This window comes from Deinococcus aquatilis DSM 23025 (assembly GCF_000378445.1).
Classification (GTDB): Bacteria; Deinococcota; Deinococci; order Deinococcales; family Deinococcaceae; genus Deinococcus; species Deinococcus aquatilis.
This window is the reverse complement of the sequence record NZ_KB899707.1, coordinates 1-26,524: the sequence shown is the minus strand read 5'-3', so window position 1 is coordinate 26,524 and position 26,524 is coordinate 1. Positions and strand designations below refer to the sequence as shown.

Sequence of the window (26,524 nt, the reverse complement as noted above, 5' to 3'; positions counted from 1 at the left end):
GACTTATTTTGAACGCCTGTCCTGACCTCTAGAACAGCATCAGTCCACTCGTTTTATTCGGGCAGCGCAGCAAATCGCCGTGCTACCGCAACAGACTTACTTCTTGCCGACCAGCGAAATCGTGTTGTACGCTTCGCTGCCCAGTGGACTGGGAACCCAGCCCTTCAGGTAGGTACGGGCCGCCGACAGCGGGTTGCTGTGAACCATCGGAATGCGGTAGTTGGCGTTGTAGGTGATCTCGTGAATCTGCGCGTAGGCCTTGGCTTTGTCGGCCTGCGAGGTCGCGGCGCGGCCCTGCTCCAGCAGTTTCTGAAGTTCGGGTGGATTCCAGTTGATGTCGTCGGAGGCGTTGGGGCCGTAGTAGGCGCTGTAGAAGTTGTCGGGATCGCCGTAGTCGCCCGTCCAGCCGATCATGTACATGTCGAAGCCAGGTTCCTTGTTGCGGTCTTCGAGATATTTGGCCCAGTCTTCGGTCTTCAGGTTCACCTTCACGCCGATGGCGCTGAGGTCGGCGGCAATGGCCTCAGCAATCGGCTTGGGTGTGGGGAAGTAGGGACGAGAAACGGGCATGTACCACAGGTCAAGCGAGAAGCCGTTGGGGTAGCCTGCGTCGGCCAGCATCTTTTTGGCGGCGGCGGGGTCGAATTTGTAGTCGGAAGGCACTTTGCTGGAGTTGGCCCAGGCCAATACAGGCGGCACAAAGCTGGCATTGCTGACGCCGAGGCCGTTCCAGAAAGCTTCAGCAATGGCTTTCTTGTTAATTGCCATGCTCAGCGCTTCACGCACCTTGGCAACCTTGAGGTACTGGTTGCGGTTGTTGAGGCTCATGAAGCCCACGTTGAAGCTGGGGCGCTTAACGGCCACCAGGTTCTTGTCGCTCTGCACGCTCCGCAGGGCGTCGGGCGTCAGGTCGTTGGTAAAGTCGATGGTTCCGGCCTTCAACTCGTTCAGGCGCTGCGAAGCGTCCTTAATAGAGCGGATGACGAGTTGATCCACCTTGGCTTTCTCGCCCCAGTACAGCTTGTTGGGGAGCAAGACCACGCGGTCACCCGTGCGCCAGCTCTGGAAAATGAAAGGGCCGGTGCCCACTGCTTTGCTGGCGGGCGTGCCGTACTTCGCGCCGTCCTTGCGAATGGCGGTGGGGCTGGCAATGCCGAAGTAGCCACTGCCGATCACGTTGGGGAATACGCTGCTGGACTTGTTCAGATCCACGCGCACCGTGTAATCGTTGACTTTCACGATGTTCTTGATGACGGCGCTGGCATCACCTTTGTAGCCGCCCAAGAGTTCGCCCACAATTTCGAAGGTGCGACCCTGATCGCGGAAGCCGTAGGGGTGTGCTTTGTCCCACCAGCGGCTGAGGTTGAAGATGATGGCGTCGGCGTTCATAGGGGTGCCGTCATGGAAGCGCACGTTGCGGCGCAGCGTAAACGTCCACTGGGTCGCGTTGGCGTTGCTCTTCCAGGAAGTGGCGAGGCCGGGTACGGGGTCGGTAGTGCCGTTCTTGAAGTCCACGAGGGTGTCGTAAATCTGGCGCTGCACCAGAATGCTGATGCCGTCGGTGATGTTGGCGCTTTCCAGCGATACGGGATCGCCGTTGGCCCCGAAGACCAGTGTGGCGGCTCCGGCAGAAGGAACGAGAGCCAGCGCTGCGGTCAGAAGCACGTTCTTAAAGAGTACTTTCTTCATGAAACCTCCAAAAATCCCGCCACACCTTCGCCGCCCCCTGAGGGGAACGTCCGAACGTGAATGGCGGATAAAAGATACAAGCGTGCGCTTAGGGTAGGGGTGCGGGGATAGAGTGTCAAGCTAATGCCTTCCGGTTGCCAGTTGACCGCCCCAGCCTTTAAAGAGAAGGCACTCTTCTTTTAACCGTCGTATAACCGCTTTACGCCATGCTCTGCCTATGAAACGTAACCTTTCCCTGCTGGCCCTCACCGGAACCCTTGCGCTGGGCGGGTTCGTGGGCTACGGCCTGAATGAACGCAGCACCGCGCAGACTGCCCCCACCACTCAGGCCGCCACGACTCCCACCACTGTTCAAACCTCCCTGACCAATTCCTCTGCGACCACCTATGACAACGGACGCGCCCGCACCGAGGCCGAGGCGAATACCGTACAGGTCGTGAAGCAGCGCCAGAATGGACTGGTTTACATCAGCGTGACTGAAGAGGCCGACAACAGCGCCGAGGCCCAGATGCGCCAGCGCCTGCAAGATCAGTTCGGCTTTCCGGGCGGCAGCGGCGGTGGTGCTCAGCCCACAACAGGCACGGGCAGCGGATTTTTCGTGAATGCGGCGGGCGACATCATCACCAACAATCATGTGGTCGAGGGCGCCAGCGAGATCACCATCCGGCTGCACGGCTCCAAGCAGACCTACAAGGCCAAAGTGGTGGGCCGCGCTCCTGATTTCGACCTGGCCCTGATCCGCGCTGAGGGTCTGCCTGCCGGAGCCATCCAGCCGATTCCGCTGGGCGACAGCACCAAACTGGACGTGGGCCTGAAAGCCATTGCGATGGGCGCACCCTTCGGTCTGGATTTCAGTGTGTCCGAGGGCATCATCAGCAGCCTGGAACGTACTGCACCTGTGGGAACTCGGCAGGTCTATCAGCAGGTCATTCAGACCGACGCTGCTATCAATCCCGGCAACTCCGGCGGCCCACTTCTGAACAGCGCAGGCCAACTCATCGGCGTGAATACCCAGATCCTCACGGGCGGCAGCGGCCAGAGCGCGGGCGTCGGCTTTGCTATCCCGGTCAATACCGTCACCAAATTGTTGCCCCAGCTTCAGGCGGCAGGCGGCAAGGTCGTGCAGACGCCCACGCTGGGCATCCAGTTCACCGATCTGAGTGTCCTGAGTGCCGAAGACCGCCAGCAGGCCAAGCTCCCCGCCACCGGCGCACTGCTTCAGCGCGTGTACCCCAACAGTCCTGCTGCCGCCGCTGGCCTCAGGGCCGGAACAGGCAACAGCCTGAGCCTGAATACTCCCGGTCAGGCCGCAGAATCGGTGTCTACAGACGGAGACATCATCACGGCCATCGACAATCAGACGATTACCGAGGGCGAGGACCTGCGCCGCTTTATTCTCGGCAAGCGCATCGGTGACAGCATCAAACTGACAGTGCAGCGGAACGGTCAGAAGCGCGACGTGACTGTGAAATTGCAGGCCTTCACGCTGCCCACCACCGAATAAAACTGATTTGGGCGTTCAGGAGAACAGTGGCCCCAGATCGGTCATGTTCCCGGTGGCCTCCGCGCCTCTGAAACCATATCCACCAAAGATTTCCAGATACCCCGCCCGCGAAAGTTGGCGGGTTTGTCCACTTGGCCCGCACGCCTGCACCGCGTCTCCGCGCACCGTGAACCGGTAGGCTCCCACCTCACGCACCTCCTGGCGGCGGCCCCGGCCATGCGAAACGCAGGCGGTGACCCGAAATTCCTGACCACCACGCAGGGCCAGAAAGTCCAGCAGCGCAGAGGCGGTGATGGGTTGAATGGCAGAGGCAGAGGCCGACATGGAGCAGGAAAGATAGCAGGTTGGGAGGGTGCTGGGGTTGGGTCAGTACGTTGCCTCAACCCGAGACGCCTTTCCCACGACCCAGTTCAGCTCACTACCGTTCCAGCCCCATCCAGCGCCGCACTGATCGGCATTCCGGCGCGGGCATCCCCAAAGATCACGCGCTTGACGCCGCCCTGTACAGCTTCGGCGGCCCCCAACACCTTCTTTTTCATGCGGTCCTGGGCAAATTCCAGGTAGCTTTCCACGTCAGCGGCAGGAATCGCCCGGATCAGGCTGGCCTCGTCGGGATACTCGCGCAGCAGGCCCGGAACATTGCTCAGGAGCAGCAGGGCGTCGGCTTTCAGGGCCACGGCGAGGGCAGCAGCGGCGCGGTCGCCGTCTACATTGATTGCCACGCCCTCATAACTGGCGGCGGGCGGCGTCAGCACGGGCAGGTAGCCCGCGTTCAGCAGCAGGTCAATCAGGCCGGTGTTGACGCGCTCCACGGTGCCGGTATGGTCGCCACGCAAGACTTTGACCTTGCCATTTTCCACGGCCCGCACGCTGTCTTTGTGCCGTCCCTCAAAAATCCGGCCATCCAGCCCGCTCAGGCCCACCGCGTTCACGCCGAGGCGTTGCAGCCGTTCCACGATGCCCTTGTTGATCTTGCCGCAGTACACCATCTCGAAGATTTCAAGCGTCTGGCGATCTGTAAAGCGGGAGGTATAACCGCTGGGGCTGGTCACAAACTTGGGGGGATGGCCCAGAGCCTCGGCCACTCGGTTGGTTTCGCCGCTGCCACCATGCACCAGAATCAGCCGTTCTCCGGTCTTCCAGCGGGCAGCGAGATCCGCACAGACGGCGTCGTAATCTATTCCGGCACTTCCGCCGACCTTCACAACAATCATGCGTGCAAACCTAGCACATGTTAAGCATTCAGGCGAGCTACTATCCACACGAAAAGTACCAGCAGACATGCCACCGACCAGATCAGAGCAATGCGTCTGTAGACCTGTTGGTACGCCTGTTTGTATGTCTTGTGCCGCCAGATCCGCTGGGCCAGCCCTGATCCCAGCCAGCCGCCCCACAGTTCATAGTTGTGCAGCTTGTCTTCCGGTGTGCGCCACCGGTGTCCAATCGCTGAATTCTTATCGTTCCAGATAGCAAAAAAGGCAGCAATACTCCAGACCACCTGCCAGGCCACAAAAAGGCTGGCAAGGATATCGAGGGCACTCTTCATCACTTTATTCTGCCGCCGATATGTTTCTGGCTGGTCAGTATGAATGTACAATATCGCACGAATGCTCCAGATCTAACATAAGATAGTGGATTGCTGGTCAATTGATCCAAATACACCACACCTACCGTATTGATCAGGGGTGTTACTTGGACCAAGCCTCTCGCATTGTGCGCTTCTGGGAGATGACCGGAATCCCTCCATTCTCAGTGCAATGTCCTTTATTCGGAACCTGTTTCGCTTGGGTATTCTCAAGATGAACTGTGGCCTACCTGAAAGAGCGACAACGCAGTTCATGCCGATGTCGCTCTTTGTTACCTCTGGCTGGCCTTAAAGCCCAAACATGCCGCGCTGCTGAGGCTGTACCAGTTCCAAATATTCATGATGTTCGCGGATAAAGGCGGCCACGAATGGGCACATGGGGACAACATCGACCTTCCGCGCCCGTGCATCATCCAGGGCGGCCCGAACCAGCGTGCTGCCCAGGCCCTGGCCCTCATGTCCTTCCTCAATTTCGGTGTGCGTAAACATCAGCGACTTTCCTGCCGGACGGTATTCGGCAACGCCTACTACGCGCCCAGCCAGCTTCAGTTCATAGCGCCGCTCGGCTTCGTTGTTGTGGACTTCGGTGGGTGGTGTGGGTTCGTTGGCAGTCATGCCAGAGCTTAAAGCATGGAAGATTTTAAGTACTTTTAACCTATGGATTCTGGTCCAGCACGGTAAAGGTCTGCATTCAGGAACGGAGCCAGGGCCAGCGCCAGTCCCAGTCTCCAGACATCAGCCCGGTCAGCCAGCCCAGCGGTCAGGATGCCTACGCTCCCCACGCCGCGCTTGACATCCACGGTGCCCAGAAGGTCGTCCATCACGCTGCCCAGCTCCTCGCCTGCCTGTACACGGGCCAACACGGGTGGCGGCAACCTCATTTCGGCGGTGCGAACGGTTTCCAGTTGGCCTGCATGGGCCACCGCGACTATCCCAAACAGCCAGCCGCCCCCGCCGCCGTCTATCCTGACGCCGCCCTCCAGCCCTATGCCCCAGGCTTCACCGGTCTGCCCGGTTTCCGCAATCTGCATGGTTGCGATCTGCACAGCTGCCCACGCCCGATTCACCGCACCCCGGCGCGTCTCTTCCTCACCCAGGGGTTGATCGGGTACGCCGCTGGGCACGTCGCGGCCCACGACGGTGGCGCTGGGTTGCAACTGGGCAAAGACCTCCTGTGCCGGGCGCACTTTGGCCGGATTCCGGCTGCCCACCACGACCCACCTCATCCGCCGATCACCGGGTCTTCGCCGCTCCAGTCGCCCTGCAAGCGCCGGAGCAGGGCGACCTGCCCCCAGTGGTAGGCATTGTGTACGGCCAGGTCGGTCAGAACCTCACGCGCCCGCTCGGAGGGGTCCTCGGCCAGCATGACCGCTTCGGCCAGGGCCAACCCGATGTCCAGCCGGATGCCTGCATATTCCTCGGTAGAGGGCGGCGTATCGGGCCACACTTCCAATCCTTCGGGCCAATCGGAGGCTCTACCGGAAGCCAGATTCAGGCTGGCCCGCATGGTGGCGCTGATGTGGTACAGCACATCGGCAATGGTATAGGGCAGCCCCGGCACGCCCGTGCTTGCTCCGGCATAGGTCAGATTCTCCAGAATGTAGTCTGGTTCCCGGAAGGCGGCGCTTCCCCCCAATGAGGCCTGCAACAGATTCATGGAGTCAAGCTAGCGCCTGTGGATGAACGGCCCACATAAACACCTCCCAAGCGCGGCCATAAGACTGTGTCAAGGCCAGCTTTCCAGACGGTAAAGCTGCGGTCATGCTGCACGCAGAACCCTTTGCCACACTGGAGTTCAGGAAGAACTCTCGGTCAGAACGTCTGACCACCTGTAGGCAGGAGAAGCCCAAATGACCCCCCAGTCCGACCCAAAACCCCTTGCGTCTACGACCACGCCCATAGAAATCCTGTTGGTCGAAGACAGTGAACCCGACATCATCCTGACGCAAGAAGCTTTTGCCGAAGTCGGAGTGACCAACAATCTGCACGTGACCCGCGACGGCGTCGAAGCCCTTGAATTTCTGCGCCGTCAGGGGCCATATAGCCTGGTTCCGCGCCCCGACGTGATTTTGCTGGACATCAATATGCCCCGTATGAACGGCCTGGAAGTCCTGTCGGCTGTCAAACGCGACCCCAACCTGATGACCATTCCCATCATCATGCTAACCACCAGCGCCGCCGACGAGGACATTTTGCGGTCCTATCAGGCGCACGCGGCCAGCTATGTGGTCAAACCAATCGAGTTCGATACGTTCTACGCCGCCATTCATGCGCTGGGCCGCTACATGCTCAGCATTGTGCGTTCGCCCGGGCCGGGGTAGTCCCTCAGTTCAGGCCGGGTGCAGCCCCGCGAATTCCAGCCCGGTGGTTTCTTCCCAGCCGTGCGCGATATTCAGGCACTGGATGGCGTGCCCCGCCGTGCCCTTCACCAGATTGTCGATGGCGCTCATCAGGACCACGCGGCCCGAATCCATGTCCATCTCGAAGCCCAGATCGCAGTAATTGGTACCGTCCAACAGCATCGGATCGGGGTAACGGTGAATGCCGCGTGCCACCTTCACGATGCGGATAAACGGCTCGGCGGCGTACACCTCGCGGTAGGCGCTCCAGACATCGCGGTCACTGTAGCCGTCGGGAATCCACGCCTGAATGGTAGATAGAATGCCGCGTACCCGTGGCGTGCTGATGGCGGTCAGGTGAATCGGGAAATGGCCGGGAAGTTCCTGCTGCACCTCGGCGGTGTGGCGGTGGCCCACGGGTTTGTACACGCGCAGGCTTCCGGCCCGCTCCGGGTGGTGCGAGGCATCCGAGCTGCTCGCGCCCGCCGCACTGCTGCCCACCAGTCCGGTGGCGATGATGTCCTTGGGTAGCAGCACCCCCAGCTTCAGCAGCGGATACAGCGCCAGAATCACGGAGGTGGCAAAGCATCCCGCGCAGGCGATCCGGGTGGCGGTTCTCAGTTCCTCGCGGTGCAGTTCGGGATTGCCGTAGACCCAGCTGCTCAGGGTGTCGGGGGCCGGGTGCGCCTCTCCGTAAGCCTGCCGGAAGACCTCGGGGTCTTTGAGCCGGAAGTCGGCGCTGAGATCCACGATCACGCGGCCCTTGCCCTCGAATTCGGCAATTCGGCCCGCTGCGCTGCCGTGTGGCAACGCCAGCACGATGATGTCGGCTTCCTCCAGATCGGCGGCCTTGCGGAACTTGAGATTGGTGCGCCCGCGCAGATTGGGATGAACCAGCGCCACAGGCTGCCCCGCGCTACGCTCGCTCGTGACCTGAGTCACCCTGAGATGCGGATGCCCCAGCGCCAGCCGCAGGAATTCTCCACCCGCATACCCGCTGCCGCCCACGATTGCCACGCTGAGTTGCCCAGCGTTGATATGTCCAGTGCCCTGATCAGATGAAGCCATGCTGCCCAGTTCAGCACAAAACACCCCGCCAAGTGGCCCGCCTGTTTACAAATGTATGGTCAAAGACTGTTACTGCCTTGCATACACAAGGTTGATAACCTTCAGAAGATCGGGTTTGAGTAACTCGCCCTGTGCCGCTCGCTCGCGCACTTGCTGCGGCGTCAGCCATTCTGCCCCGCTGAAGTCGTCGGGGTTCAGGTGGGGCAGGTCGTCGGCGTCCACCTCGTAGATCCGCATAAAGCAGCTCACGCCTGTCTCAAACGGCGAAAGATCGGCCAGCACCCGCCAACCCGGTGTCTGTTCGGCGGGGGCGGTTAAATCCACGTTCAGTTCCTCACGGGCCTCGCGCACAAACGAGTCGTCAAAGGATTCGCCCGCCAGTGTGTAGCCGCCCACGCTAAAATCCAGCGCCCCCGGCCAGCGGGTTTTGTGCGCGGCACGGCGCGGAAACAGCAGTTGCCCCGCCCAATTCCGAAAGAAAGCGTTGATGCCCCGTACGCCCCTCACGCCGTCCGACACCGAGCGCCACAGCACGCCCGTGACCTCTCCGGTACCGTCCAACTGATCCAGCAATTCATCGTCGCCAGCGTCAACCAGCCTTCCCAGCAGTGTGCTGAAATAGCTGATGCTGTACCCCGGCAGGGCCGCCCGCAGTGCCCACCACAGCGCATGGCCTTCTCGCTCGAAGGCGGCGTCCTCATTCTCACCGTCCCGCAAAAAGGTTGCCCGCATTGGCACGGGCGACAGCGGGTCGGCCAGATTCAGGGTGGAATCCAGCGCGTCGGCCCACGCCTCCAGCCGCGCCACCAGTTCGGTGGGCAGGGCCAGCACAGAGGGGTCAATATTGTCTCCGCCGTGCTGCCAGAGCGGAAAACATTGATAATCGGCCATCAGCCTGAGGGTGGGTTGTTGTTGCATGTGCAGGGGCAGCATAGAGCCATGAGCGCCCCCGCCCCGCAACCCATGAGCGTACAGGAATATCTGCAAGCCGAGGAAAGCAGCCCGGTGAAGCGCGATGTGGGCAGCGGGTAGAGTGGGATTCGTCCGAGCAAGTTGGCTCTAGATGATCTTTATTTGGGCGTGCTATGGGGTGTGGGCAAAGGATAGGTCACTGATTCTCACTGTGCCAGTGCCGCATCTGACTTTGAAAATCAGGTTCTGCTGCGGTATATGCCTCATCATTTCCTGCCCACCAGCGGGTGACGCCGTAAATGTCCACCGCAGACCGCAGAATGTTGAGTACCTCGCTAGCCACACGGTCTTCCCACCGCTTTTTCAGTCCCTTTCGGAAGTGGAGCTTATAGCCGTCCTCGGTTCGCTCAAAACCATCCATGTAAAGAAAAGACGCGTCACTATCGGGGACGCCGCGAATCTCAACAGATCCACTGACGTGACGCGCTTCAAAAACAATCCAGAAGATTGCTGTTTTCTCTTTTGGCATCCTGACATCTTATGGGGAGCTGATTGAGAGCTACCCATAGCCCTTTTCCTACAGTCCCCAAACGCCTGATTTACTGCTCTGAGTTTACTTCCCTTCCCCAATCAACGTCAGCCCGATCAGCGTCAGGTTGGCATTTTTGCCTTCACTGACCAGCGTGACCGAGGAAATCACCTTGTCGGGTTTGGGGTTGATCCAGTCCAGCACGGGCACGGCCACCTCCAGACCATCTCTGGTTTTGCCTGCCCAGGCGGGGGCCGGAATCATGGAGGTGGTCAGCGTATCTGTCCAGGCGCGGATGTGCCGCCCGTATTCCAGCGGCTGACTGACCATGCTGCCATCGGCGTAGCGCACCTCGTAGCGCCCGATAACCTCGCGGGCGGTGGCGGCGGGCCAGCCAGTGGTGTGCAGAAAGGCGATGGAGCTGGCCTTGCGCCCCAGTTCCACCGTGACCCGTTCGGGTAGGTCTTTGGCGGCGGGCCGTGAACCTCTGAGCATCACCGCGCCCGTTACGTTGAATTTGTACGCCCCAAAGCGGTTGATGCCCGTCTTCAGATTCCGCAGATCAATGTCTGCGCCCTTCAGAATCCAGCCTTTTTCATCGTTGTCGGTCAGCGAGCGCGTGACCAGAGGGGCCAGATTGACCAGCGTGCCTGCCGCACTCCGGTAAGCGTCGGGCTGATAGGTGGTGCGGTAAATTCCCTCTGCGTTGGGCACGCTGCCCGCCGCTGGATTCCAGAATGAATTGGCGGCCCGCACGAATGCGACGCCCTGCTCGGCGGCTCCATCCCAGATGCTGGGGTTGCCAAAATAGCCTGTCCAGCGCGTCTGGATCATGCCGGATGCGTCCACCTGCGCGGCGGCTCTGGCGTAGCCCTCGGCATTGCCCACCTCATCCCAGGAAGCGCCCAGCACCGGAAAACCCAGCGCCTTGATGCGGCCCAGCAGCCCAAAGCTGTTGCCGGGGGCGTAATTCCAGTACGCCACCTGAAGATCTTTGGGCAGTTGCGCGGGCAGCGTACCGATCACGGAGTCAGCAAAGGCCGTGTCATGCCAGATCATGGTTGCCACGCCCTGCTCTTTCAGGAAGTCGTGCAGCTTCAGCACGTCGCCTACAAACAGCTTCTCGAAGCCCAGCGCCTTGCCGTTTTCGCGGGCCGGAAAGCGGTCACGGTTTCTGATCTCGTCGTGCCCGATATGAATGACTTTGGGCTTAAACACGTCCACGGCTTCTTTGAGGATCGGCAGGACGACCCGCGAATAGGTGGCCGGGTTCAGCGTGTCGTACGAAAAAGGATTCTGGCTATCTGGGTCCTGGCGCAGGTCCAGATTTTTGCCGCCGTAGTACATCCATTCCACATGCCCCAGCGTTTCTATGAGCGGAATGGGTTCCAGGCCGTAGGAGCGGGCCAGAGCCGCCACCCGCGCCGCCTCTGCTTTGGTGGCCCCGCCCGGATGGGACCAGCCGCCCGCCCTGGCCGCGTCCCACTGCACGTAGTTGCTCATGACCAGCACGCTGTTGTATTTCAGGGCCGCCAGCATGGGAATGAGTTTGTCGTTCACGGCGGCGCTGTACTGATCCAGATAAATCATGGCGATCCGCTGCGGCAGCGCGGGCGAATCGCTGATGCGGGCAAATTTCAGGCCCGTGGTGGTCAGCAGTTGCCGGAGCGTCTGCGCCCCCAGATAGGTCCCGCGTGCGTCTGCGCCCACCACATACGCGCCGCCCGCCTCCACCCACAGCGCGTAGCCTTCCGCGCCCGTCGCCGTCAGGCCCGCTGCCTTCACCTTGGCGGCCAGGCCAGCGTCGGCCAGCGTGCCCACCGTAATCAAGACCTTGCCTGCATCCGGCAACTCTGCGCCCAGCCGCGTTCTCCACTCGGCCCGCAGGTCGCGCACGGCCCAGCCCAGTTCCGGGGCTGTGCCCACCACGCGCACGCCGAGGCCCGTCAGGGGCAACATTCCCGCCGGAAAACTGGCCTGCTTGGGCGCAGGCACCAGCGTTCCCAACGGCGCAAGGGCGCGGGCATCGGGGATGGGGGAGAGTTGCAGTGGGGCGGCCAGACTGTTGCCAGCGAGTAATCCCCCAGCAAGAAGCAGCATTTTTAGAGAGATGAGTTTGGAAATAGACATTTAAACTCCTTGATCTGAAATGATAGGAAGACGCTTTCTGTTGGTTCGTATGGGGAAGGAAGCCAGTTGTTCTGTCAGCGATTGGGCAGCTTGCTCAAGATCACTCGCATTAACTGGGAAATCTATCCAGACTTCCGAAATCTCTTCTCTCTTATCGAGTTCAATATGCTGAAGGTCTTTCTTGAAGGGTGGAAGATTCTCGGCGGCCAGATAGACTCGGAGCGCCAGTTCTTGCTCTCCGTATACATCTGAATGGGCTTCAAAACCCAGATTGGGTTCAGTAAAGAAGATCCGGCTCTCCAAGCGTGTAGAACGCCAATGTTTGAATACGGTGCTGTGGGAAGCCACTTCGTGCAGCCATTCGATGAGATGTTGCACGTCAACCGTCTCTAAAGAGGGGTCAATGTTCACCCAATCCTGCCAACGTCCTTCTGAATGACGGATAGAAATTTGGATGTCGAGCCATTCGGAATCATAAGGATCAGACCCCATCTCTGGAAACTGGTAGCCGAGTATTTTTAGTTTAAATGAGACGAATCCCCCCTGTAATCGCATTTCAATCACCTTTATGCAAAGGCCTGACCTGAATCCGATGCTGTCTGAACTGCTCAGGGCTGGCACCGCTTGATCCTGTCCCAGCCCTGCGCCGCGCCCGTGCCGTTAAAGGTCAGGGCCAGCAGCAGTGCGCCAGAGCCGGATAAAGGCCGCATGGTCAGTTTTAGGGTCTGGCCTTGTAAGAGAGTTCCAAACAGAGCAGCGGCGTCAGCTTCTGCCAGCAGCACAGCGTCTGCGGTTTCCGGGTCGGCAGGCTCGGGCTTCAGCGTGCGTGTGCGTCCGGCCCAAGCCCCTTCCAGGCGGTACGCTTGCGTCAGCAGCAGCGGTTGCCCCAGCACCAGCCGGAATTCGTACTCGCTCCCAGCCACGCAGCGCAGCACCAGATAATCCTCGCCAATGCGCGATTCGTTGGCCCCGATAAACAGGAAGCCCGGATTCACCCCATCGTCGGCAAACACCCCCACTCGCGTTTCTCCAATCAAGTCCGGTGGGGTATCCCAGATGTCGGGGGCAATCCGGGTTTCGTCGGTCTCTGAAGTCAGTGGGAATTCTGGTTGGTCGTCCGGGCGGTAGGCAGGCTGATAGGGCATGGAGAACGGTGGGGGCGGCCTATGCGGTTTGTCTGCCCCCGCCGTCCCAGACAACAACAGGGCCGCCATCAAGACGACCCTGCCTGCCCGTGAATTCACCCTTACAGGCTCGCGTTCCACGCCTTCACGATGTCGTCGAGCGCCTGTTTTGCACTCTTCTGGCCTGCCATCGCCGCTTCTACATTGTCTTTAAAAACCTTATTCAGTTTGCTGGCATCCGGGTAAACCAGAGTCAGGTCCTTGGCCTTCTTCAGCTCGGTGCTGCTCACCAATTTGCCCTGATCAACGGCATTGGCTCCGCCCTGCTTAAAGAATTTGTCCGTGCTGGCTTTCACGGTGCTGGGGAAGGTCGTTTTGGTGACCTTGCTGAATTGCAGCTGATTCACATCGTTGGTCAGAAACAGGGCCAGCTTCTGCGAAAGGGCCTTGTCCTTCACACCTTTGGGCACCGTAAAGCCCATCAGCGGCGTATGAATGACATTTCCGGCGATATTGATGGGGTAGGGGGCCACTTTGGTCAGGTCATAGATGGCTTTGTTGTCGTTGGCAACGCGCAGAATAAACTGCGGCCCGGTAATCAACATGGCAAGCTTGCCGCTGGAATACAGCTCGGTGGCGGCCACAAAGCCCCGGCGCATGGTGTCTTCAGGAATGTAGCCACCCTTATACAAATCCACGTAGGTTTGCAGCAACTTCACATGCTCGGGGCTGTTAAAGACTGCCTTTTTACCGCTCTTGTCAAAGATGGGCAGGCCCGCTTCCTGAAACATAAACAGCATGTTGATGTTGTTGATGTTGGGCATGAAGCCGTACATGCCGGTCTTATCTTTAATCTGCTTGGCGGCGGCGATCAGCGTTTGAATGGTGCGGGGAGGATTGGCCGGATCCAGGCCCGCCTTGCGGAAGATGTCGGTGTTGTAGGCCACGACTTTGGGTGCCCAGTACCACGGCACGCCCATCGTCTTGCCCTCGAAGGTGAAAGTGCTCAGCGGGCTGCCGAAGTAGCTCTTCTTCTGCGCGTCGCTGAGGGTCAGGGTTTCCAGTGCGCCCTGCTGCACCAGTTTCACGGCCATATCGCTGCTGAGGTTCACAGCGGCAGGTGGGCGGCCAGAAGCGACAGCGGCCAGCAGCTTCTGCTCTATGGCGTTGCTGGGCACGTCTACCCATTTCAGATCCACCGTGGGGTTTTCTTTCTCAAATTGAGATACCAGACGGTTCATCTCATCGTTGAACAGTGGGGCCAGGCTGATGGTCCAGAATTCCAGTTGGGTCTTCTGTGCACCTGCGCCCGAAGAGAGGATCAGGGCGGCGGTCAGCAGTGCTTTTTTGTAGGTTGATGTCATAAGACTCCTTGAGATCGGCTGGCCCGGTCATTGATCCTAGCGGACTGGCCTTGAGGTCATGTTGAGATTGCGCTCAGAGTAGCGTGTGAATCTAACGGCAACCTGAGAAATGCGCCGCTGCCTCTCATGCGCCTGGTCATCTGATTCCCAGAGCCTCGGCAAACCAGCGCGTCACATGGTCGGGCCGGGTAATCGCGCTGCCCACCACCACGCACAGCGCCCCTGTCTGAAGGGCGATGGCGGCCAGTTCCGGCGAATTGATCCGCCCCTCGGCCACAAACGGCAGGCCAGCCGCCGCCAATGCTTCCATCAGGGCCAGATCCGGCCCCGCCTGCTGCGGGCTGTGAGGCGTGTAGCCGCTCATGGTGGTGCCCACGATGTCTGCGCCCGCCGCGTAGGCCGCCCGCGCCTCGGCCAGCGTACTGATGTCGGCCATTGCCAACGCGCCCGCCGCGTGCGCTGCCGCCACCAGTTCTGCCACGCTGTGCGGACGCGGCAGATCGGTGCCGTCGAAGGCCACGATGTCGGCTCCAGCGGCGGCCACCTCGTGAACTTCCTGCGGCGTGGCGGTGATATACACGTCGGTTCCGGGGTGCGCCTGCTTGGTCAGCCCGATAATGGGAACGCCCGTGATGGCCCGTACCGCCCGAATATCCTCTGCCGAACGCAGACGCAGGCCCGCCGCCCCTCCCAGAAGCGCCGCTCGGCTCATTGCCACGATATGCGCCACCTCACGCAGAGGGCTGCCGTCGTCGGCCTGCACACTCACCACCAGTTGCCCAAGCAGGCGGGTCAGGGCGGCGGGCAGAGCAGAAGGATTCAGCTGTTCGGTCATGGACGGCAGGCTAGAGCATAGAAGGCCAAAGCATCGGCGCGGGCCACGCTTCCGGTAGCTCAAGGGGCCGCCGATCCTTTACCCTACCTCCCGTGACCACACAATCATCCCGCCCGCTGCACGGCGCACTGGCAATGGTAGACATTCCCGGAACTGTGCTAGACGCAGAAACTGCCGCGCACCTGACAAGGCACGGCGTCCGTAGCGTCTGTCTGTTCGGCAAAAACATCGAATCGCCCGAGCAGTTGGCCCGCCTGTGTGCCGATCTGCGGGACGTGCTGGGCGACGACGCCCTGATTGCCCTCGACCACGAAGGCGGCGCGATCCTGCGGCCCACCTTCTGGCCGTTCGCGCCCTCGGCCATGAGCCTCGGCGCGGCAGACGACCCGGCCCTGACCGAAGCGGTGAACGCGGCACTGGCCCGCCAACTGCGCTCTGTGGGCATCAACTGGAACTTTGCCCCGGTGCTGGATGTCAACGTGAACCCGGCCAACCCGGTGATCGGTGAGCGGGCCTACGGCGCAGACGCGGGCCTTGTCACCCGGCATGGGCGGGCAGCTCTGGCCGGACATGCCGCTGAGGGAGTCGCCGCCTGCGTCAAGCATTTTCCGGGCCACGGAGATACCCACCTCGACAGCCACAAAGCCCTGCCGCGTGTGAACAAAAGCCGCACCGAGCTGGACGCCACCGAGTTTGCTCCCTTCCGCGATCTGCTGCCCGTCACACCCGCCATCATGACCGCGCATATCGTCTATGACGCCCTCGATTCTGTTTACCCCGCTACCCTCTCGCGCCCGATCCTGACCGACCTGCTCCGCACCGAGTGGGGTTACGAAGGAATAACTCTGACAGATAGTATGGGGATGCAGGCCATCGATTCCCACTATGGCCGTGGAGAAGCCGCCGTCCTCGCACTCCGCGCCGGAGCCGATCTGGTCATGGCCCTGGGCCGCCGAGAAGCCCAGGAAGCCACCCTGAAGGCCATGCAAACGGCTTTGCCCACCCTGAACCCCACCGAACTCGATGCCTCCCTGCGCCGCCTACACGCATTGGCCGCCGCCTATCCGTCTGCCGCCACTCCCTTTAATCCAGCCGCCGACGCGCCTCTGTTGGCCGAAGCCTGGGCACGCGGCCTGAGCGCCTATTCCCCCAGTACAACCCAAACTCCGACCCCGCCGCCCCCCGGTTCCCGAGTCCTGCTGGTCGCCCAACGCCGAGTACAGCGCGAAAACGTCAGCGAGGCCAGCGTGGACGCCGACACGCTTGCCCAAGAACTCGGCAGTGTCTATTCGGTGCAACTCCACGCCTACGACACCCCCGAAGAACTGGACTGGGCGGCCATTCGCGCTGTCGGCCTTCCTGTGATTCTCGCCACCACCACCCGCCACCGCCAGAGCGCCCTGCGCGGCGTGCAGCCCGATCTACATCTGGCCCTCTACAACCCCTATGCCGTGCTGGACATTGACGCTCCTGCTGTTGTGAGCTTCGGCTTTCGCCCCGAGGCCCGCGCCGCTCTGGTGGGTTGGCTGGGCGGCCAGCGTGCCCTGTCCGGACACCTGCCCTTTGGCGAGGTCAGCGCATGACCGCCCCCGTTGCCGTGCCCAACGCTGACGAACTGCACGCACTCTGGGCGCAGGCTTGGCCCGAACTGGTGCCGCACCCACGCGGCTTTGCCCACCGCCTGGGCGACCCGGCCCACCTGTTGTATCGCCGCGCCCCCGACGGCACCCTGCTGGCAGCCCTTGCTCTGCGCCCGCCTGAAGCTTATGCCCACGCCCACATCCGCCTGGTGCTGGTGCATCCGCAGGCCCGGCGTCAGGGGTTGGGGCGCTCCCTCGTCTCAGAAGCCCGCGAGCGCCTCGGCCCCGTCGTGCTGGCTTTGGGAGAGGAACGCGGACACTTTTTACCCGCTCCCACTGCCCAAAGCGTGCCCTTTTTTGAGGCCCTAGGTTTTGTCCGTACAGGCCGCGAAAGTTCGGATATGGCCTGTGATCTGCGTTTGCCGCTGCCTGCGGCGGTCATTCCCGCCGGAATGCGCCTGACCAACGCTGCCGAAGAGGGAACAGTGCCCCCACTACTGGCCTTTGCCGAGGCCACCTTCGGCCCCCGCTGGACCCATGACGCCTCTGCTGTCATCGCCCGCGACCCCTCTCAGGTGCTGGTGCTGATGAACGGCCCACAGGTGGCCGGATTCGCCCTGACAGGCGTGGAAACCGACGCCGCCGTGTTGCCATCCTTCTTTTTTCCAGAGGCCCTGCGCCACGCCGTGGGTGTCAGCGGGCTGGTGGGCGGCCTCGGCCCCATCGGGATTGCCCCGGAATTGCGCGGGGGCGGCGTCGGCAGCGCGTTCATGGTGGCCGCCATGACCCACCTGCAAAATCGGGGGGCACAGGCGATGGCAATCGACTGGACGAACGTGGCTCCCTTCTACGAAAGGCTGGGATTCAGAGAGTTCGTGCGCTACTTCCACATGCGCGGCTGAGGGGCGGGAACGTCCAGAGGGCGACGTACCTTCTTCGGTACTCGCCCTCCTGCGTCACTTCTCAGGTCTGTTCGCCTGCTCTCTGTCCCCGAAACCAGTGACCCCGGCTCTATCGTTCCCAGGGCCACGCGCCCGGTGCTACAGCTATGCCCACGGTTCTTGGCCCCGTGTGGATATTGAGCACCGGATTCACGCCCGCAAAGCCCGCCCACACCACCGGATGCCGCGCCTGCACCGCCTTCAGCAGGGCGTCCGCATCGGCCCGCTCGCTGCCGTACAGCAGGCCCAACCGCAGCGGCGTTCCCTCGCCGTAACGGGTGGTGATCTGCGTGGCGATCGCTTCTATGGCCGAGCGGTAAGAGCGCACGCGGGCCAGATTGGTATACGCGCCCGTGGCCTTGTCCACCGTAATCACAGGCTTGAGGTTCAGCAGGCCGCCCACCGTGGCCTGCACCCGCCCAATTCGCCCGCCACGCCGCAGGTATTCCAGCGTCTCAATCGTGAAATACAGTTCGGTCTCCTGCTCGACGGCCTTCATCCAGGCGATGGCGGTCTGGATGTTCTCGCCGCGCTGGGCAGCAGTCACAGCGGCGTGAACCTGAAAAGCCTGCGCTGCGCTGAGTGTCCGTGAATCGTGCAGCGTGACCTTCACGCCGTCCGTCACCTGGGTGGCCTGCTCGGCGGCGTTGCGGCTGCCGCTGAGGCCCGCGCTGATGGTCACGGCCAGGACTTCCGGCGTACCCGCTGCCCGGTAGGCGTCGGCCCAGTCCTGCGGCGTGGGCTGGCTGCTGGTCGGATGTTCGGGGTTGGTCGCCAACTCGCGCAGCAGGTCTTCGCGGCTGATCTCATGCGTGCGCCTGCTGACGCTGCCGAAATTCACGCTGAACGGCGCGATGGGCACCTTGTTGTTCAGCTCTGCGTAGGCGTCCAGCCCGCCATCGGTCACGACTCCGAACTGTGCGGCTTTGGTCTGTGTCTGCTCAGTCATTACTCGATCACCACCTTATTCATTTGCTCGATGAGTTTGAGGGCCGCCGTATGGTCCACGTCGCTGCCGATCACGTTAGCCGCCGCTCGCATCATGGCCGCCGTCTGCGCCAACACCGGGGCGCTGCTGTGCGTGCTATTCACCATATCCAGCGCAATGCCCGCATCTTTGGCAAGCAGGCCCAGCCCGAAAGTGGCCGGAAATTCCCGCGTCAGCACCCGCGCCGGAATCAGGTTCTGGCTGGCATTGCTGCGCCCGCTGCTGGCATTGATCACGTCCAGCGCCGCACCCAGATTCACGCCGCTGCGCCCCAGCACGGCCAGGCCCTCACCCGTGGCCCACAGCGTGACCGCCAACAGCGCATTGTTGATGGCCTTCACCGCGAAGCCCGCGCCTGTGTCGCCCACCCGAATCACCCGCCCGGCGAGGGTGTCCAGCAGGGAACGCACCCGCTCCAGATCAGCTTCCGCGCCGCCGACCATCACCGTCAGTTGGCCTGACTCTGCGCCGCCCGTGCCGCCGCTGACGGGGGCATCCAGAAAAGCCACGCCGCGCCCCGCCAATTCTGCCGCCTGCCGGGGTGCGGCGTCGGGGTGCCCGCTGGTACAGTCCACCCACACCGCGCCGCGTTTCAGGGCGGGCAGGGCGGCCAGCACCTCATCCAGATCGGCACTGGTGGGCAGGCAGGAAAACAGCACGTCGGCTTCGGCCAGTTGGTCTAAGGTGGCAATTTCGCTGCCATATGTTTGGGCGTGTGCTTCGGCCCGCGCCGCTGTGCGGTTCCACACCAACGAACGCCCGCCTGTGGCCTGTGCATGCCGGGTCAGGTGTGCAGCCATCGGCGTGCCCATCGCGCCGAGGCCCAAGAAAGCAGTAGTGAGAGTCATAGATTCTGGCAGACTAGCGGCTCTGTCGTCTGCTGTCCGCCTTTCTGGACTGGGTTCAATGTTTGAGATTGGGGAGTGGACTCTGGGGTAGAGGGATGATGGAGAGACAAAAGGGGGAGGCTCTGAAGTGCTGGAGCGGATTTACCGTCTGAGAGAGACTTTTGTGGCTTCCTAAAGATTTCAGGAGACGAACGGAATCCGTCCTTTCCTTTTCCTTTAAGTCAAGATTTAAGTCAGGATTGAATCCTGTTGGGTTCGGGATTCAACCCGGACTTGCAGCAGCACTCAGTTTCTTCGCAGCTTCAGGTGATGCGGCTCTCAGAGGCCCTCCACTTTGCTCAGGCTCAGGCCACCTTCGGCGGTGCCGAAGCGTTCGCGCAGAAATCGGCCCTGGGTCAGCAGGCGGTCTGCCGCGGCGTGGTCGTGGCGCAGGGCTTCGCGCACGCCGTCTTCCATCAGCGCGATCTGTTCAGTCAGCAGCGTATCCGGCGACTGTCCCTGGGCCTCCAGCGCCCGCCGCGCTCCGTCCGTGAGGCCGAGGTAGGCCCGCAGGGTGTCGGGGAGATACGATTCCCGCGTTTGCCGGAGCAGATACGCCGTGCGGGTATCTGGATTTCCCTTGCCCTGCTGGGCGTCGGCCACCGTACACAGCAAGGCCCAAGCCCGTGCTCTGGCATCGTCGGGCAGGCGCAGAATCAGTGTTTCTGGCCCTTCGGGGGCCGGGGCTGCGGCGTGAGGCAGGGCCGCCACCGCTTTGGCCGCCGCCGAGGGCAGGGCCTGACCCGCCTTGGCCGCCGCATCTTCCAGACGCCAGGCCCGCCGCTGCGCCTTGGTCGTGTTGTCTACATACGTAATCAGGGCAATGCCCCCAAAGATCACGATCAGAATCAAAACGGCAATCATATGGTCATCCTATCCAATCTCCCATCCTCTCAGCTTCAGGTGGGGCTGCTCAGGGTTTGGCCGTGCTCGCCGCCGTCTGCAGGCTCTTCAAGTCCAGCAAGAAGTTGCCGTCGGCGGGCAGCATCACGGTATTGATGCCCGGAGCCAGTTTCTCGGCCACCGTCAGTTGAATGAGCTGCGGATTTTCGCGCAGGGCACGCCCCCGCAGCGTCAGGGCTTCGGCGTCGCCGCGTGCTTTGGCAATGGCGGATTTGGCCGCGCCCTCGGCCACCACGACCTCACGCTGGGCACTGATGGTGGCCTGCTGCAAGCGGTTGCGCTCCACGGCCACCTGCTGTTCGGCGGCCTGCTTTTGCTCGATGGCCTTGGCGATGCTGTCGGGAATCCGCAGTTCGCGCAGCAATACGGCGTCCAGCAGCAGGTTATTTTTGGTAAACACCTCGCGCAGGGCACCCGTGATGCTGGCTTCGACCTGTTGCCGCTTGGTGCTGATGATGTCGGCGGCGCTGAACTGCCCGATCGCGTCGCGCACCTTGGAGCGAATCTGCGGGCTGATCACGGTCTGAACGTAATTCCGCCCCAACTCTTTATGTAAGATGGCCGCTTTGGTGCGGTCTATGCGGAACTGCACCGTCACGTCTGCCGTGATGTCCAGCCCTTCCTGACTGCGGGCGCGAATGGCCCCGTCCTCGCCGCCGGTTTCTTCGGTATGGGCCAGCGTAATTTCTTGCAGTTTGGCGTCATACAGATTGACCTGATCCACGAACGGCGTCACAAAATGCACGCCTTCCTGAAGAGAACTGGGTTTGACGCCGCTGAGGGCACTGAACACCACGCCCACGTAGCCTGCCGGAACGACCTTGATGCTCTGGCCGATCAGCAGGGCTGCGGCCACCACACCGCCAATCGTCCACAGCAGGCGGCTTGAAGGGGGCCTGCGTGGGATGGGCGGATCATTGCTGATCTTCGGAAAGGACCGGGTGCGCTTGGTGTCGCTGCTTGCCTCATTGTCAGCCGTATCGCCCGGCGTGGTGTTGTCGGTCATATTCCTGTGTACGCGGCCCGGCGGGGCAGAGTTGCCGGGGTTGGCCTAACCCTCCACTTCCTCGCCCTGCACATAGACCCACGCCCCGCCCACCTGCTCGAAGTGGCTGCGCTCGCGGAAGCTGTAGCGTTCGCCGCCCGGCAACTTCAGCGAGGCCGTGAAGTCCACTGTGTCGCCCGCTGCTGCATGCACGCGCAGGCCCACGTAGCGCGTGCCGTCGTTCAGATCGAGGTGGCTGGGACGGGTGCTGGCGTGCCAGGTTTTTAATACGAACGGCACGTTGCCCAGCGCGTAGGCCGTATACCGCGCCCGCATCAGCGTTTCGGGGGTGGCGGGGGGCCGGGTGCCGTCGTGGGCAGGCCCGCAGCACGCGCCGTAGCTGCGGCCCGACCCGCACGGACAGGACTTGAACGGCGGATAGGCGAGCGGCATAGCGTCAAGGTAGTGCAAGTGCGGCAGGAGGGTACGGGGGCGGTGTCGACGGGTGTGGTCGGAAACACCGCCAAAGTGAGTCACCCGGCGAGCATAATGAACCCCGATGACCGCGCCGGACGTAATCACTTCCCTTCAAAATACCCTTGTCAAGCGGTTGGTTCGCCTCCGTACCCGCCGGGAGCGCGAGTTGGACGGCGTCGTGGTCTTGGAGGGAGCCAGAGAAACCACGCGGGCGCTGGCCTCGGGCGTGCATCCCAGCCTGATCGTGACCTGTCCGGCCCTGTACAGCCCCGAAGCCCTGGCGGTGGCGCACACCCTGCCCGGCGAGCGGGTAGAACTGTCCCGCGCCGCCTTTGAAAAAGTCAGTGGCCGCGAGAATCCAGACGGCCTGATGATGCTTGCGCCCACGCCCACACCGGTCCTGCCTGACCCACCCGAACACGCGGTCGTCATCGTGCTGCACGGTCTGGAGAAGCCCGGCAACGTGGGCGCGATCCTCCGCAGCGCCGATGCAGCGGGGGCACACGCGGTGCTGGTGCTGGGGCGCGGCGCAGACCCGTATGGCCCCAACGTGATCCGCGCCTCTCAGGGCAGTGTCTTTCGCGTGCCCACCGCAGTCCTGAGCGAAGAAGAAGCCTGGGACTGGCTGCTTGCCTACGGGTTTACCACCGTCGCCTGCACGCCCGACGCGCCCCAGGCCTACTGGGACGCCCCCCTGACTGGACGCGTGGCCCTTCTGATGGGCACCGAGCATGAAGGCCTGCCTGCCAGTTGGCGCAGCGCCCAGAGTCCGTCCAGCCTCAGCGTGGGGATTCCCATGCACGCCGCGCCGGGCGGAGCCGATAGCCTGAACGTGTCCATCGCCGCTGCACTGGTCCTGTTCGAATGTGTGCGCCAGCGCCGCAGCATTTCGTCCCAGGCTTCATCCTCACCGTCTCCTTCAGAGGTATTGCCATGACCCACCCGACCCCTGGCCCTTCGAGTGACCCCTACCGCGACTGGCTGCGGCAACGGCTGGGCCAGGAAATGGGAGTGCGTGAGGCCGAAATGACCATTCAGGGCGCGGTGCAACGCCGGGGCTGGACGGCGGTTCGGGCGCTCGGCCCCCGCGACGTGGTGGCCGTGCTGCAAGACGTGTACCGCGTGATGCGCGATCAGATGGGAGAGGGCCGTGCCGACAAATGGCTGGAGGTGGCCTCCAACGATCTGGCCCGGCTGGCCGAAACGGTTCCTGTGCCGACTGTCACGCCCACCTTTATCGAAAGTGCGCCGCGTGCCCTGCGCTGGGGCCGCCGCGCCCATGACCTCGCCCTGCTTCTGGCCCGTTCTCACGCCGAAATTGCCCTGCGGAGCCTGGGTGCGATCCGGTCTAATCCAGATCTGTCGGCCCTGGAAACAGCCGCCGAATGGGACGTACAGGCCACCCAGGCCGAGGTGCGCCGCTGGGAAACCGAAGACATGCTGACCAACTTGCGGGCTGACCATGCGCGAATAGAGGTGGCCGATCAGGTGGCTGCCGCCCGTGCTCAGGCCGAACTGCTGTTTTTGCGCCTCTCGGAACTGGAGGCGGGCAAGGGGCGTGAGCAGGCCACGCCCGCGCAACTGGCCCACAGCCGCCTGATGCTGACCCAGACCACCTCGTTCCTTGATGCGTTTGCCCCGCTGGTGGCCGAAGAAGACGCCGATACGCCCCTGACCATGCTGGACATGAACCTCGATAACGCCCGGTTCTCTCTGGGTGTGCCGCTGCATCCCAATGTGCTCCGCGCCCGCTACAGCCTGAATTACGCCCAGTGGCAGGCCGGAGAACAGGCCAACCAGGCCGCCGCCGTTGCCGATGCCCGCCGCCATCTGGCCCAGGCCGAAGCCGAGGCAGGCGCACAACTCCACACCACTCTGGAGGCCGCCCGCGCACATCAATCGGCCCTGCGCCAGTTGGCCCACACGGTGGAATCCCTGGAAACCCGCGCCGTCCATCTCAATGCCAGTGGCGGCGATCCACTGAGCCTGGCCCGCGTGCGCTTTGAATGGCGTCAGGCCCGCGCCGCTGCCCGAGTCCAGAGCCACCGTATGGAAGAAGCGGTGCGCCTGCTCGAAGCGCTGGTCAGCGAACCGGGAGACTTCCGGTGAGTGGGGAAGGCGTTCAGGGGCCAGAGGGGTCCAACCCTGAACGGCAGTAATTCGCGAGCATCATTGCACCTGTAGAGCGCAAGGAGCAGGGCAAAGCGAGTGGCAAAAAAGACGGAAGGAGTGACGGCGTTTGCTGGGCATTCGGCAGTTTCCCGGATGAACGGGAATCAGGGCCAGTCCAGATCAGAACAGGTTCCAGCGCCTGCCCAAGGCTTTTGCTGCTTTGGTTTCTTACAGTCACGGAACAGCCCGCAGAACATGACGAGCAGGGCAACACTCTTGCCTGAGCATTGAGCCGCTCGGCTCCCAGACCGCTCCTCAAGCTCCGCTCAGTTGTCCCAAACCTTAACAACCTGCGCCCGGCCCGCGTGTTAGCCTTCTCGCCATGACCACAATTCAGCCCGGCCAGAGCCTCCCCAAACGTCATGAAGTGCCCCGCGAGCAGACCTGGGACATAGAGGCCATGTACGCCACCCCCCAGGCCTGGGAGGCCGACGCTGCTGCGCTGCCCGCTGATATAGACGCGCTGGGAGGTTACGCGGGCACCCTGGGACAGAGTGCAGGTGCGCTGCTGGCCTACCTGAAGGCCGAATCGGAACTGGAACTGCGTCTGACCCGTTTTTTTTCCTATGCCAGCATGAACGCCAGCGTGGACGGACGTGACGCGGAAGCTGCCGCCCGCCGTGACCGCGCCAGTGGCATTGCCGCCCGCTACGGAAGCGTCACAGCTTTTGCCCGCCCGGAACTGTTGGCGCTGGATGAGGCGATGTTGACCACCTGGATGACGCAGCCTGAACTGGAACCCTTCCGCATTCGCCTTCAGCGGATTTTGCGCCAACAACCCCATGTGCGGAGTGCCGAGGTCGAAGAACTCCTGGGGGCAGTGCAGGCTCCTTTCGCCTCCGAACGTGGCATTCACCCGGCGCTGGTAAACATGGATCTGCGCTTCGGCACGGCAGGGGGCACGCCCGTGACTCAGGGCAACGTGGACCGCCTGACCAGCGACCCTGACCGCGAGGTGCGCCGTGAGGCGTGGGAAGGCTACGCCGACGCACATCTGGAAGTGCAGCACGCGCAGGCCGCTGCCTACTCGACCAACGTGCGCCAGAACGTGTTCCTGGCCCGCGCCCGCCGCTACCCCGACGCGATCACGGCCACCCTCGCCCCAGACCGCATTCCCACCGATGTGGTCACGACCCTGCTGGACACCTACCGCGCCCATACCCCCACCTGGCACCGCTACTGGAAGGTGCGCCGCGAGTGGCTGAACCTGCCCGAACTGCGCGAATACGATGTCAAAGCCTCCCTGGTGCCGCCTGTACCTGTGGACTACGCGCAGGCCGTGGAATGGCTGGCCGAGGGCATGGCCCCGCTCGGAGCCGACTACGTGACCGAGATGCGGGCGGGCCTGACCACCGAGCGCTGGGTGGACTACGCCGAGAACGACGGCAAACGCCAGGGGGCGTATTCCAACGGCGGCGGGCGCGTCAAGCCGTACATCTTCATGACCTGGAACGGCACGCTCGCCAGCTATTCCACCCTCGCCCACGAAATCGGCCACTCCATGCACTCGCTGCTCTCGGCCCGCGAGCATCCCTTCAGCGTGCCGCGCTACACGCTGTTTCATGCCGAGGTCGCCAGCAACTTCAATCAGGCGATGGTGCGCCAATACCTGCTGGAAAAAGCCCGTGCAGCAGGTGATACTCAGATGGAAGTGGCCCTGATCGAGGAAGCCTTGGGCAACTTCCACCGCTACTTTTTCATCATGCCCACGCTGGCTGCCTTTGAACTGGAAGCCTACCGCCGTGTCGAAGCAGGCGGCAGCCTCAGCGCCCCCGATCTGAACACCCTCACCGCCGACCTGCTGGCCGAGGGCTACGGCGACGGCGTGACGATGGACCGTGACCGCAGCGGCATACTCTGGGCGCAGTTTTCTACGCACCTGTACGCCAACTTTTATGCCTACCAGTACGCCACAGGCATCAGCGCGGCCCACCAGCTTCTCAGCCAGTTCGATACCGACCCCGACGCTGCCCGCGAGCGTTACCTGACCTTCCTCAAATCCGGCGGCAGCCTCGACCCCATCGACGCCCTGAAAGCGGCGGGCGTGGATATGCTCTCGCCAGAGCCGGTGCAGGCCACCTTCCGCACGTTGGCCGGGTACGTGGACAGGTTGGAAGAGTTGCTGGCACAGCGGAAGGGCTGAGCTGATCGAACGCAGCTTAGAGAGCTGTTAGGGGAGACAGAAGGCAACTCCTGTCTCCCAGTTTATTTGCCTTATCCTCACGACTATAGGGGTTGCCTGAAAAAGCTGTGAGGCTGAGGGACTGACAAAACAGATGAGAATGCCCCCGTCGGGGCATTCTTGAGCTGCGATGACACAAGAACAACGCACCGATGGGGACGCCGTCATTCTATTCAGCCGGGTCTTCGATCTGCTCCGGTCAGCCCCATGGCGGGACCGCCGACACGCTCTGACGATGGCTTGGATGGTCGTGGGCCTCTTGATGTCGCAGGTTCCACACCCTGCGGCGTGGTGCTCTTTTCGTTGTTTCACGCGCTCGATACGCTCAGA

The 26,524-nt window shown here is 62.4% G+C and carries 27 protein-coding genes; 7 read left to right on the top strand and 20 right to left on the bottom strand.

The window, feature by feature from the left end:
• Positions 1-96: 96 nt before the first annotated feature.
• The gene (locus F561_RS0109135; protein ID WP_019009653.1) at positions 97-1,689 is read right to left on the bottom strand and encodes an ABC transporter substrate-binding protein; all 1,593 of its coding nucleotides are present in this window, start codon (positions 1,687-1,689) and stop codon (positions 97-99) included.
• 217 nt (positions 1,690-1,906) lie between these two features.
• Here F561_RS0109135 and F561_RS0109130 point away from each other — a divergent pair, with 217 nt between their 5' ends.
• Positions 1,907-3,193: a S1C family serine protease gene (locus F561_RS0109130; protein ID WP_019009652.1), complete on the top strand. Its 1,287-nt coding sequence runs from the start codon at positions 1,907-1,909 to the stop codon at positions 3,191-3,193.
• A 15-nt stretch (positions 3,194-3,208) separates the two neighbouring features.
• Here the strand turns inward: F561_RS0109130 and F561_RS0109125 are convergent, their stop codons facing one another.
• The 6 genes from F561_RS0109125 to F561_RS25175 form a co-directional block, all read right to left on the bottom strand.
• Positions 3,209-3,517 carry a hypothetical protein gene (locus tag F561_RS0109125; protein WP_019009651.1) on the bottom strand — a complete coding sequence of 103 codons (309 nt, stop codon included), beginning with the start codon at positions 3,515-3,517 and terminating at the stop codon, positions 3,209-3,211.
• Positions 3,518-3,603: 86 nt separating this feature from the next.
• A complete protein-coding gene (locus F561_RS0109120) occupies positions 3,604-4,407 on the bottom strand; it encodes a [LysW]-aminoadipate kinase (RefSeq protein WP_019009650.1) in 804 nt (267 codons plus the stop codon).
• 20 nt (positions 4,408-4,427) lie between these two features.
• Positions 4,428-4,739: a DUF1294 domain-containing protein gene (locus tag F561_RS25180; RefSeq protein ID WP_019009649.1), complete on the bottom strand. Its 312-nt coding sequence runs from the start codon at positions 4,737-4,739 to the stop codon at positions 4,428-4,430.
• 327 nt (positions 4,740-5,066) lie between these two features.
• Positions 5,067-5,393: a GNAT family N-acetyltransferase gene (locus F561_RS0109110; RefSeq protein WP_019009648.1), complete on the bottom strand. Its 327-nt coding sequence runs from the start codon at positions 5,391-5,393 to the stop codon at positions 5,067-5,069.
• Between the two features lie 35 nt (positions 5,394-5,428).
• Positions 5,429-6,004, bottom strand: a complete 576-nt coding sequence (locus F561_RS0109105; protein WP_019009647.1) for a DUF84 family protein — start codon at positions 6,002-6,004, stop codon at positions 5,429-5,431.
• Entirely contained in the window at positions 6,001-6,435 is a 435-nt protein-coding gene (locus F561_RS25175; RefSeq protein ID WP_019009646.1) for a hypothetical protein, read from the bottom strand. Before F561_RS25175 ends, F561_RS0109105 begins: the two co-directional genes overlap by 4 nt.
• 193 nt (positions 6,436-6,628) lie before the next feature.
• Here F561_RS25175 and F561_RS0109095 point away from each other — a divergent pair, with 193 nt between their 5' ends.
• On the top strand, positions 6,629-7,099 hold the full coding sequence (locus F561_RS0109095) for a response regulator (RefSeq protein WP_019009645.1): 471 nt from the start codon (positions 6,629-6,631) through the stop codon (positions 7,097-7,099).
• Between the two features lie 9 nt (positions 7,100-7,108).
• Here F561_RS0109095 and argC read toward each other — a convergent pair whose 3' ends face one another.
• The 8 genes from argC to F561_RS0109045 form a co-directional block, all read right to left on the bottom strand.
• Entirely contained in the window at positions 7,109-8,185 is a 1,077-nt protein-coding gene (gene argC / locus F561_RS0109090; protein WP_083922393.1) for an N-acetyl-gamma-glutamyl-phosphate reductase, read from the bottom strand.
• A 69-nt stretch (positions 8,186-8,254) separates the two neighbouring features.
• Positions 8,255-9,103, bottom strand: coding sequence for an NUDIX hydrolase (locus F561_RS29490; RefSeq protein WP_169389503.1), 849 nt, complete (start codon positions 9,101-9,103; stop codon positions 8,255-8,257).
• A 190-nt stretch (positions 9,104-9,293) separates the two neighbouring features.
• Positions 9,294-9,626, bottom strand: coding sequence for a hypothetical protein (locus F561_RS0109070; protein ID WP_019009641.1), 333 nt, complete (start codon positions 9,624-9,626; stop codon positions 9,294-9,296).
• 84 nt (positions 9,627-9,710) lie between these two features.
• A complete protein-coding gene (locus tag F561_RS0109065) occupies positions 9,711-11,756 on the bottom strand; it encodes a glycoside hydrolase family 20 zincin-like fold domain-containing protein (protein WP_245556479.1) in 2,046 nt (681 codons plus the stop codon).
• Entirely contained in the window at positions 11,757-12,377 is a 621-nt protein-coding gene (locus tag F561_RS28790; protein WP_157451696.1) for a WapI family immunity protein, read from the bottom strand.
• A complete protein-coding gene (locus F561_RS0109055; protein WP_019009638.1) occupies positions 12,365-12,901 on the bottom strand; it encodes a hypothetical protein in 537 nt (178 codons plus the stop codon). The genes F561_RS28790 and F561_RS0109055 overlap by 13 nt, the downstream gene beginning before the upstream one ends.
• Before the next feature lie 101 nt (positions 12,902-13,002).
• On the bottom strand, positions 13,003-14,244 hold the full coding sequence (locus F561_RS0109050; protein WP_019009637.1) for an ABC transporter substrate-binding protein: 1,242 nt from the start codon (positions 14,242-14,244) through the stop codon (positions 13,003-13,005).
• A 136-nt stretch (positions 14,245-14,380) separates the two neighbouring features.
• Complete coding sequence (locus F561_RS0109045) at positions 14,381-15,079, bottom strand: N-acetylmannosamine-6-phosphate 2-epimerase (RefSeq protein ID WP_019009636.1); 699 nt, start codon at positions 15,077-15,079, stop codon at positions 14,381-14,383.
• A 92-nt stretch (positions 15,080-15,171) separates the two neighbouring features.
• Between F561_RS0109045 and F561_RS0109040 the strand changes: the two genes are divergently transcribed.
• Both F561_RS0109040 and F561_RS0109035 read left to right on the top strand, forming a co-directional pair.
• A complete protein-coding gene (locus tag F561_RS0109040; protein ID WP_245556478.1) occupies positions 15,172-16,662 on the top strand; it encodes a glycoside hydrolase family 3 protein in 1,491 nt (496 codons plus the stop codon).
• The gene (locus F561_RS0109035; RefSeq protein WP_019009634.1) at positions 16,659-17,561 is read left to right on the top strand and encodes a GNAT family N-acetyltransferase; all 903 of its coding nucleotides are present in this window, start codon (positions 16,659-16,661) and stop codon (positions 17,559-17,561) included. The genes F561_RS0109040 and F561_RS0109035 overlap by 4 nt, the downstream gene beginning before the upstream one ends.
• Positions 17,562-17,670: 109 nt before the next feature.
• On the opposite strand, the gene F561_RS0109030 is transcribed toward F561_RS0109035, so the two are convergent.
• From F561_RS0109030 to F561_RS0109010, 5 genes are all read right to left on the bottom strand, one after another.
• Entirely contained in the window at positions 17,671-18,549 is an 879-nt protein-coding gene (locus tag F561_RS0109030) for a DegV family protein (RefSeq protein ID WP_019009633.1), read from the bottom strand.
• Complete coding sequence (locus F561_RS0109025; protein WP_019009632.1) at positions 18,549-19,436, bottom strand: NAD(P)-dependent oxidoreductase; 888 nt, start codon at positions 19,434-19,436, stop codon at positions 18,549-18,551. The genes F561_RS0109030 and F561_RS0109025 overlap by 1 nt, the downstream gene beginning before the upstream one ends.
• A 318-nt stretch (positions 19,437-19,754) precedes the next feature.
• Entirely contained in the window at positions 19,755-20,339 is a 585-nt protein-coding gene (locus tag F561_RS0109020; RefSeq protein ID WP_019009631.1) for a hypothetical protein, read from the bottom strand.
• Between the two features lie 49 nt (positions 20,340-20,388).
• Positions 20,389-21,384 (bottom strand): prohibitin family protein, encoded by a 996-nt coding sequence (locus tag F561_RS0109015; RefSeq protein ID WP_019009630.1) that lies wholly within the window; start codon positions 21,382-21,384, stop codon positions 20,389-20,391.
• A gap of 45 nt (positions 21,385-21,429) precedes the next feature.
• Complete coding sequence (locus tag F561_RS0109010; RefSeq protein WP_342662274.1) at positions 21,430-21,900, bottom strand: YchJ family protein; 471 nt, start codon at positions 21,898-21,900, stop codon at positions 21,430-21,432.
• Positions 21,901-21,922: 22 nt separating this feature from the next.
• On the opposite strand from F561_RS0109010, the gene F561_RS0109005 reads away from it, so the two are divergent.
• From F561_RS0109005 to pepF, 3 genes are all read left to right on the top strand, one after another.
• On the top strand, positions 21,923-22,777 hold the full coding sequence (locus F561_RS0109005; protein WP_019009628.1) for a TrmH family RNA methyltransferase: 855 nt from the start codon (positions 21,923-21,925) through the stop codon (positions 22,775-22,777).
• On the top strand, positions 22,774-23,949 hold the full coding sequence (locus tag F561_RS0109000; RefSeq protein ID WP_019009627.1) for a hypothetical protein: 1,176 nt from the start codon (positions 22,774-22,776) through the stop codon (positions 23,947-23,949). Before F561_RS0109005 ends, F561_RS0109000 begins: the two co-directional genes overlap by 4 nt.
• Before the next feature lie 385 nt (positions 23,950-24,334).
• A complete protein-coding gene (gene pepF, locus F561_RS0108995; protein ID WP_019009626.1) occupies positions 24,335-26,155 on the top strand; it encodes an oligoendopeptidase F in 1,821 nt (606 codons plus the stop codon).
• The last annotated feature ends 369 nt before the right edge of the window (positions 26,156-26,524 follow it).

What these genes read in the sequence shown, in the direction of transcription:
- F561_RS0109000 (WP_019009627.1), top strand. Translation starts at nt 22,774, where the DNA reads ATGACCCACCCGACCCCTGGCCCTTCGAGTGACCCCTACCGCGACTGG.
- F561_RS0109015 (WP_019009630.1), bottom strand. Translation starts at nt 21,384, where the DNA reads ATGACCGACAACACCACGCCGGGCGATACGGCTGACAATGAGGCAAGC.
- F561_RS0109035 (WP_019009634.1), top strand. Translation starts at nt 16,659, where the DNA reads ATGACCGCCCCCGTTGCCGTGCCCAACGCTGACGAACTGCACGCACTC.
- F561_RS0109135 (WP_019009653.1), bottom strand. Translation starts at nt 1,689, where the DNA reads ATGAAGAAAGTACTCTTTAAGAACGTGCTTCTGACCGCAGCGCTGGCT.
- F561_RS0109055 (WP_019009638.1), bottom strand. Translation starts at nt 12,901, where the DNA reads ATGCCCTATCAGCCTGCCTACCGCCCGGACGACCAACCAGAATTCCCA.
- F561_RS0109020 (WP_019009631.1), bottom strand. Translation starts at nt 20,339, where the DNA reads ATGATTGCCGTTTTGATTCTGATCGTGATCTTTGGGGGCATTGCCCTG.
- F561_RS25175 (WP_019009646.1), bottom strand. Translation starts at nt 6,435, where the DNA reads ATGAATCTGTTGCAGGCCTCATTGGGGGGAAGCGCCGCCTTCCGGGAA.
- F561_RS0109025 (WP_019009632.1), bottom strand. Translation starts at nt 19,436, where the DNA reads ATGACTCTCACTACTGCTTTCTTGGGCCTCGGCGCGATGGGCACGCCG.
- pepF (WP_019009626.1), top strand. Translation starts at nt 24,335, where the DNA reads ATGACCACAATTCAGCCCGGCCAGAGCCTCCCCAAACGTCATGAAGTG.
- F561_RS0109070 (WP_019009641.1), bottom strand. Translation starts at nt 9,626, where the DNA reads ATGCCAAAAGAGAAAACAGCAATCTTCTGGATTGTTTTTGAAGCGCGT.
- F561_RS0109110 (WP_019009648.1), bottom strand. Translation starts at nt 5,393, where the DNA reads ATGACTGCCAACGAACCCACACCACCCACCGAAGTCCACAACAACGAA.
- F561_RS0109130 (WP_019009652.1), top strand. Translation starts at nt 1,907, where the DNA reads ATGAAACGTAACCTTTCCCTGCTGGCCCTCACCGGAACCCTTGCGCTG.
- F561_RS0109105 (WP_019009647.1), bottom strand. Translation starts at nt 6,004, where the DNA reads ATGAGGTGGGTCGTGGTGGGCAGCCGGAATCCGGCCAAAGTGCGCCCG.
- F561_RS25180 (WP_019009649.1), bottom strand. Translation starts at nt 4,739, where the DNA reads ATGAAGAGTGCCCTCGATATCCTTGCCAGCCTTTTTGTGGCCTGGCAG.
- F561_RS0109125 (WP_019009651.1), bottom strand. Translation starts at nt 3,517, where the DNA reads ATGTCGGCCTCTGCCTCTGCCATTCAACCCATCACCGCCTCTGCGCTG.
- F561_RS0109030 (WP_019009633.1), bottom strand. Translation starts at nt 18,549, where the DNA reads ATGACTGAGCAGACACAGACCAAAGCCGCACAGTTCGGAGTCGTGACC.
- argC (WP_083922393.1), bottom strand. Translation starts at nt 8,185, where the DNA reads ATGGCTTCATCTGATCAGGGCACTGGACATATCAACGCTGGGCAACTC.
- F561_RS0109095 (WP_019009645.1), top strand. Translation starts at nt 6,629, where the DNA reads ATGACCCCCCAGTCCGACCCAAAACCCCTTGCGTCTACGACCACGCCC.
- F561_RS0109045 (WP_019009636.1), bottom strand. Translation starts at nt 15,079, where the DNA reads ATGACCGAACAGCTGAATCCTTCTGCTCTGCCCGCCGCCCTGACCCGC.
- F561_RS0109120 (WP_019009650.1), bottom strand. Translation starts at nt 4,407, where the DNA reads ATGATTGTTGTGAAGGTCGGCGGAAGTGCCGGAATAGATTACGACGCC.
- F561_RS0109065 (WP_245556479.1), bottom strand. Translation starts at nt 11,756, where the DNA reads ATGTCTATTTCCAAACTCATCTCTCTAAAAATGCTGCTTCTTGCTGGG.
- F561_RS0109050 (WP_019009637.1), bottom strand. Translation starts at nt 14,244, where the DNA reads ATGACATCAACCTACAAAAAAGCACTGCTGACCGCCGCCCTGATCCTC.
- F561_RS29490 (WP_169389503.1), bottom strand. Translation starts at nt 9,103, where the DNA reads ATGCAACAACAACCCACCCTCAGGCTGATGGCCGATTATCAATGTTTT.
- F561_RS0109005 (WP_019009628.1), top strand. Translation starts at nt 21,923, where the DNA reads ATGACCGCGCCGGACGTAATCACTTCCCTTCAAAATACCCTTGTCAAG.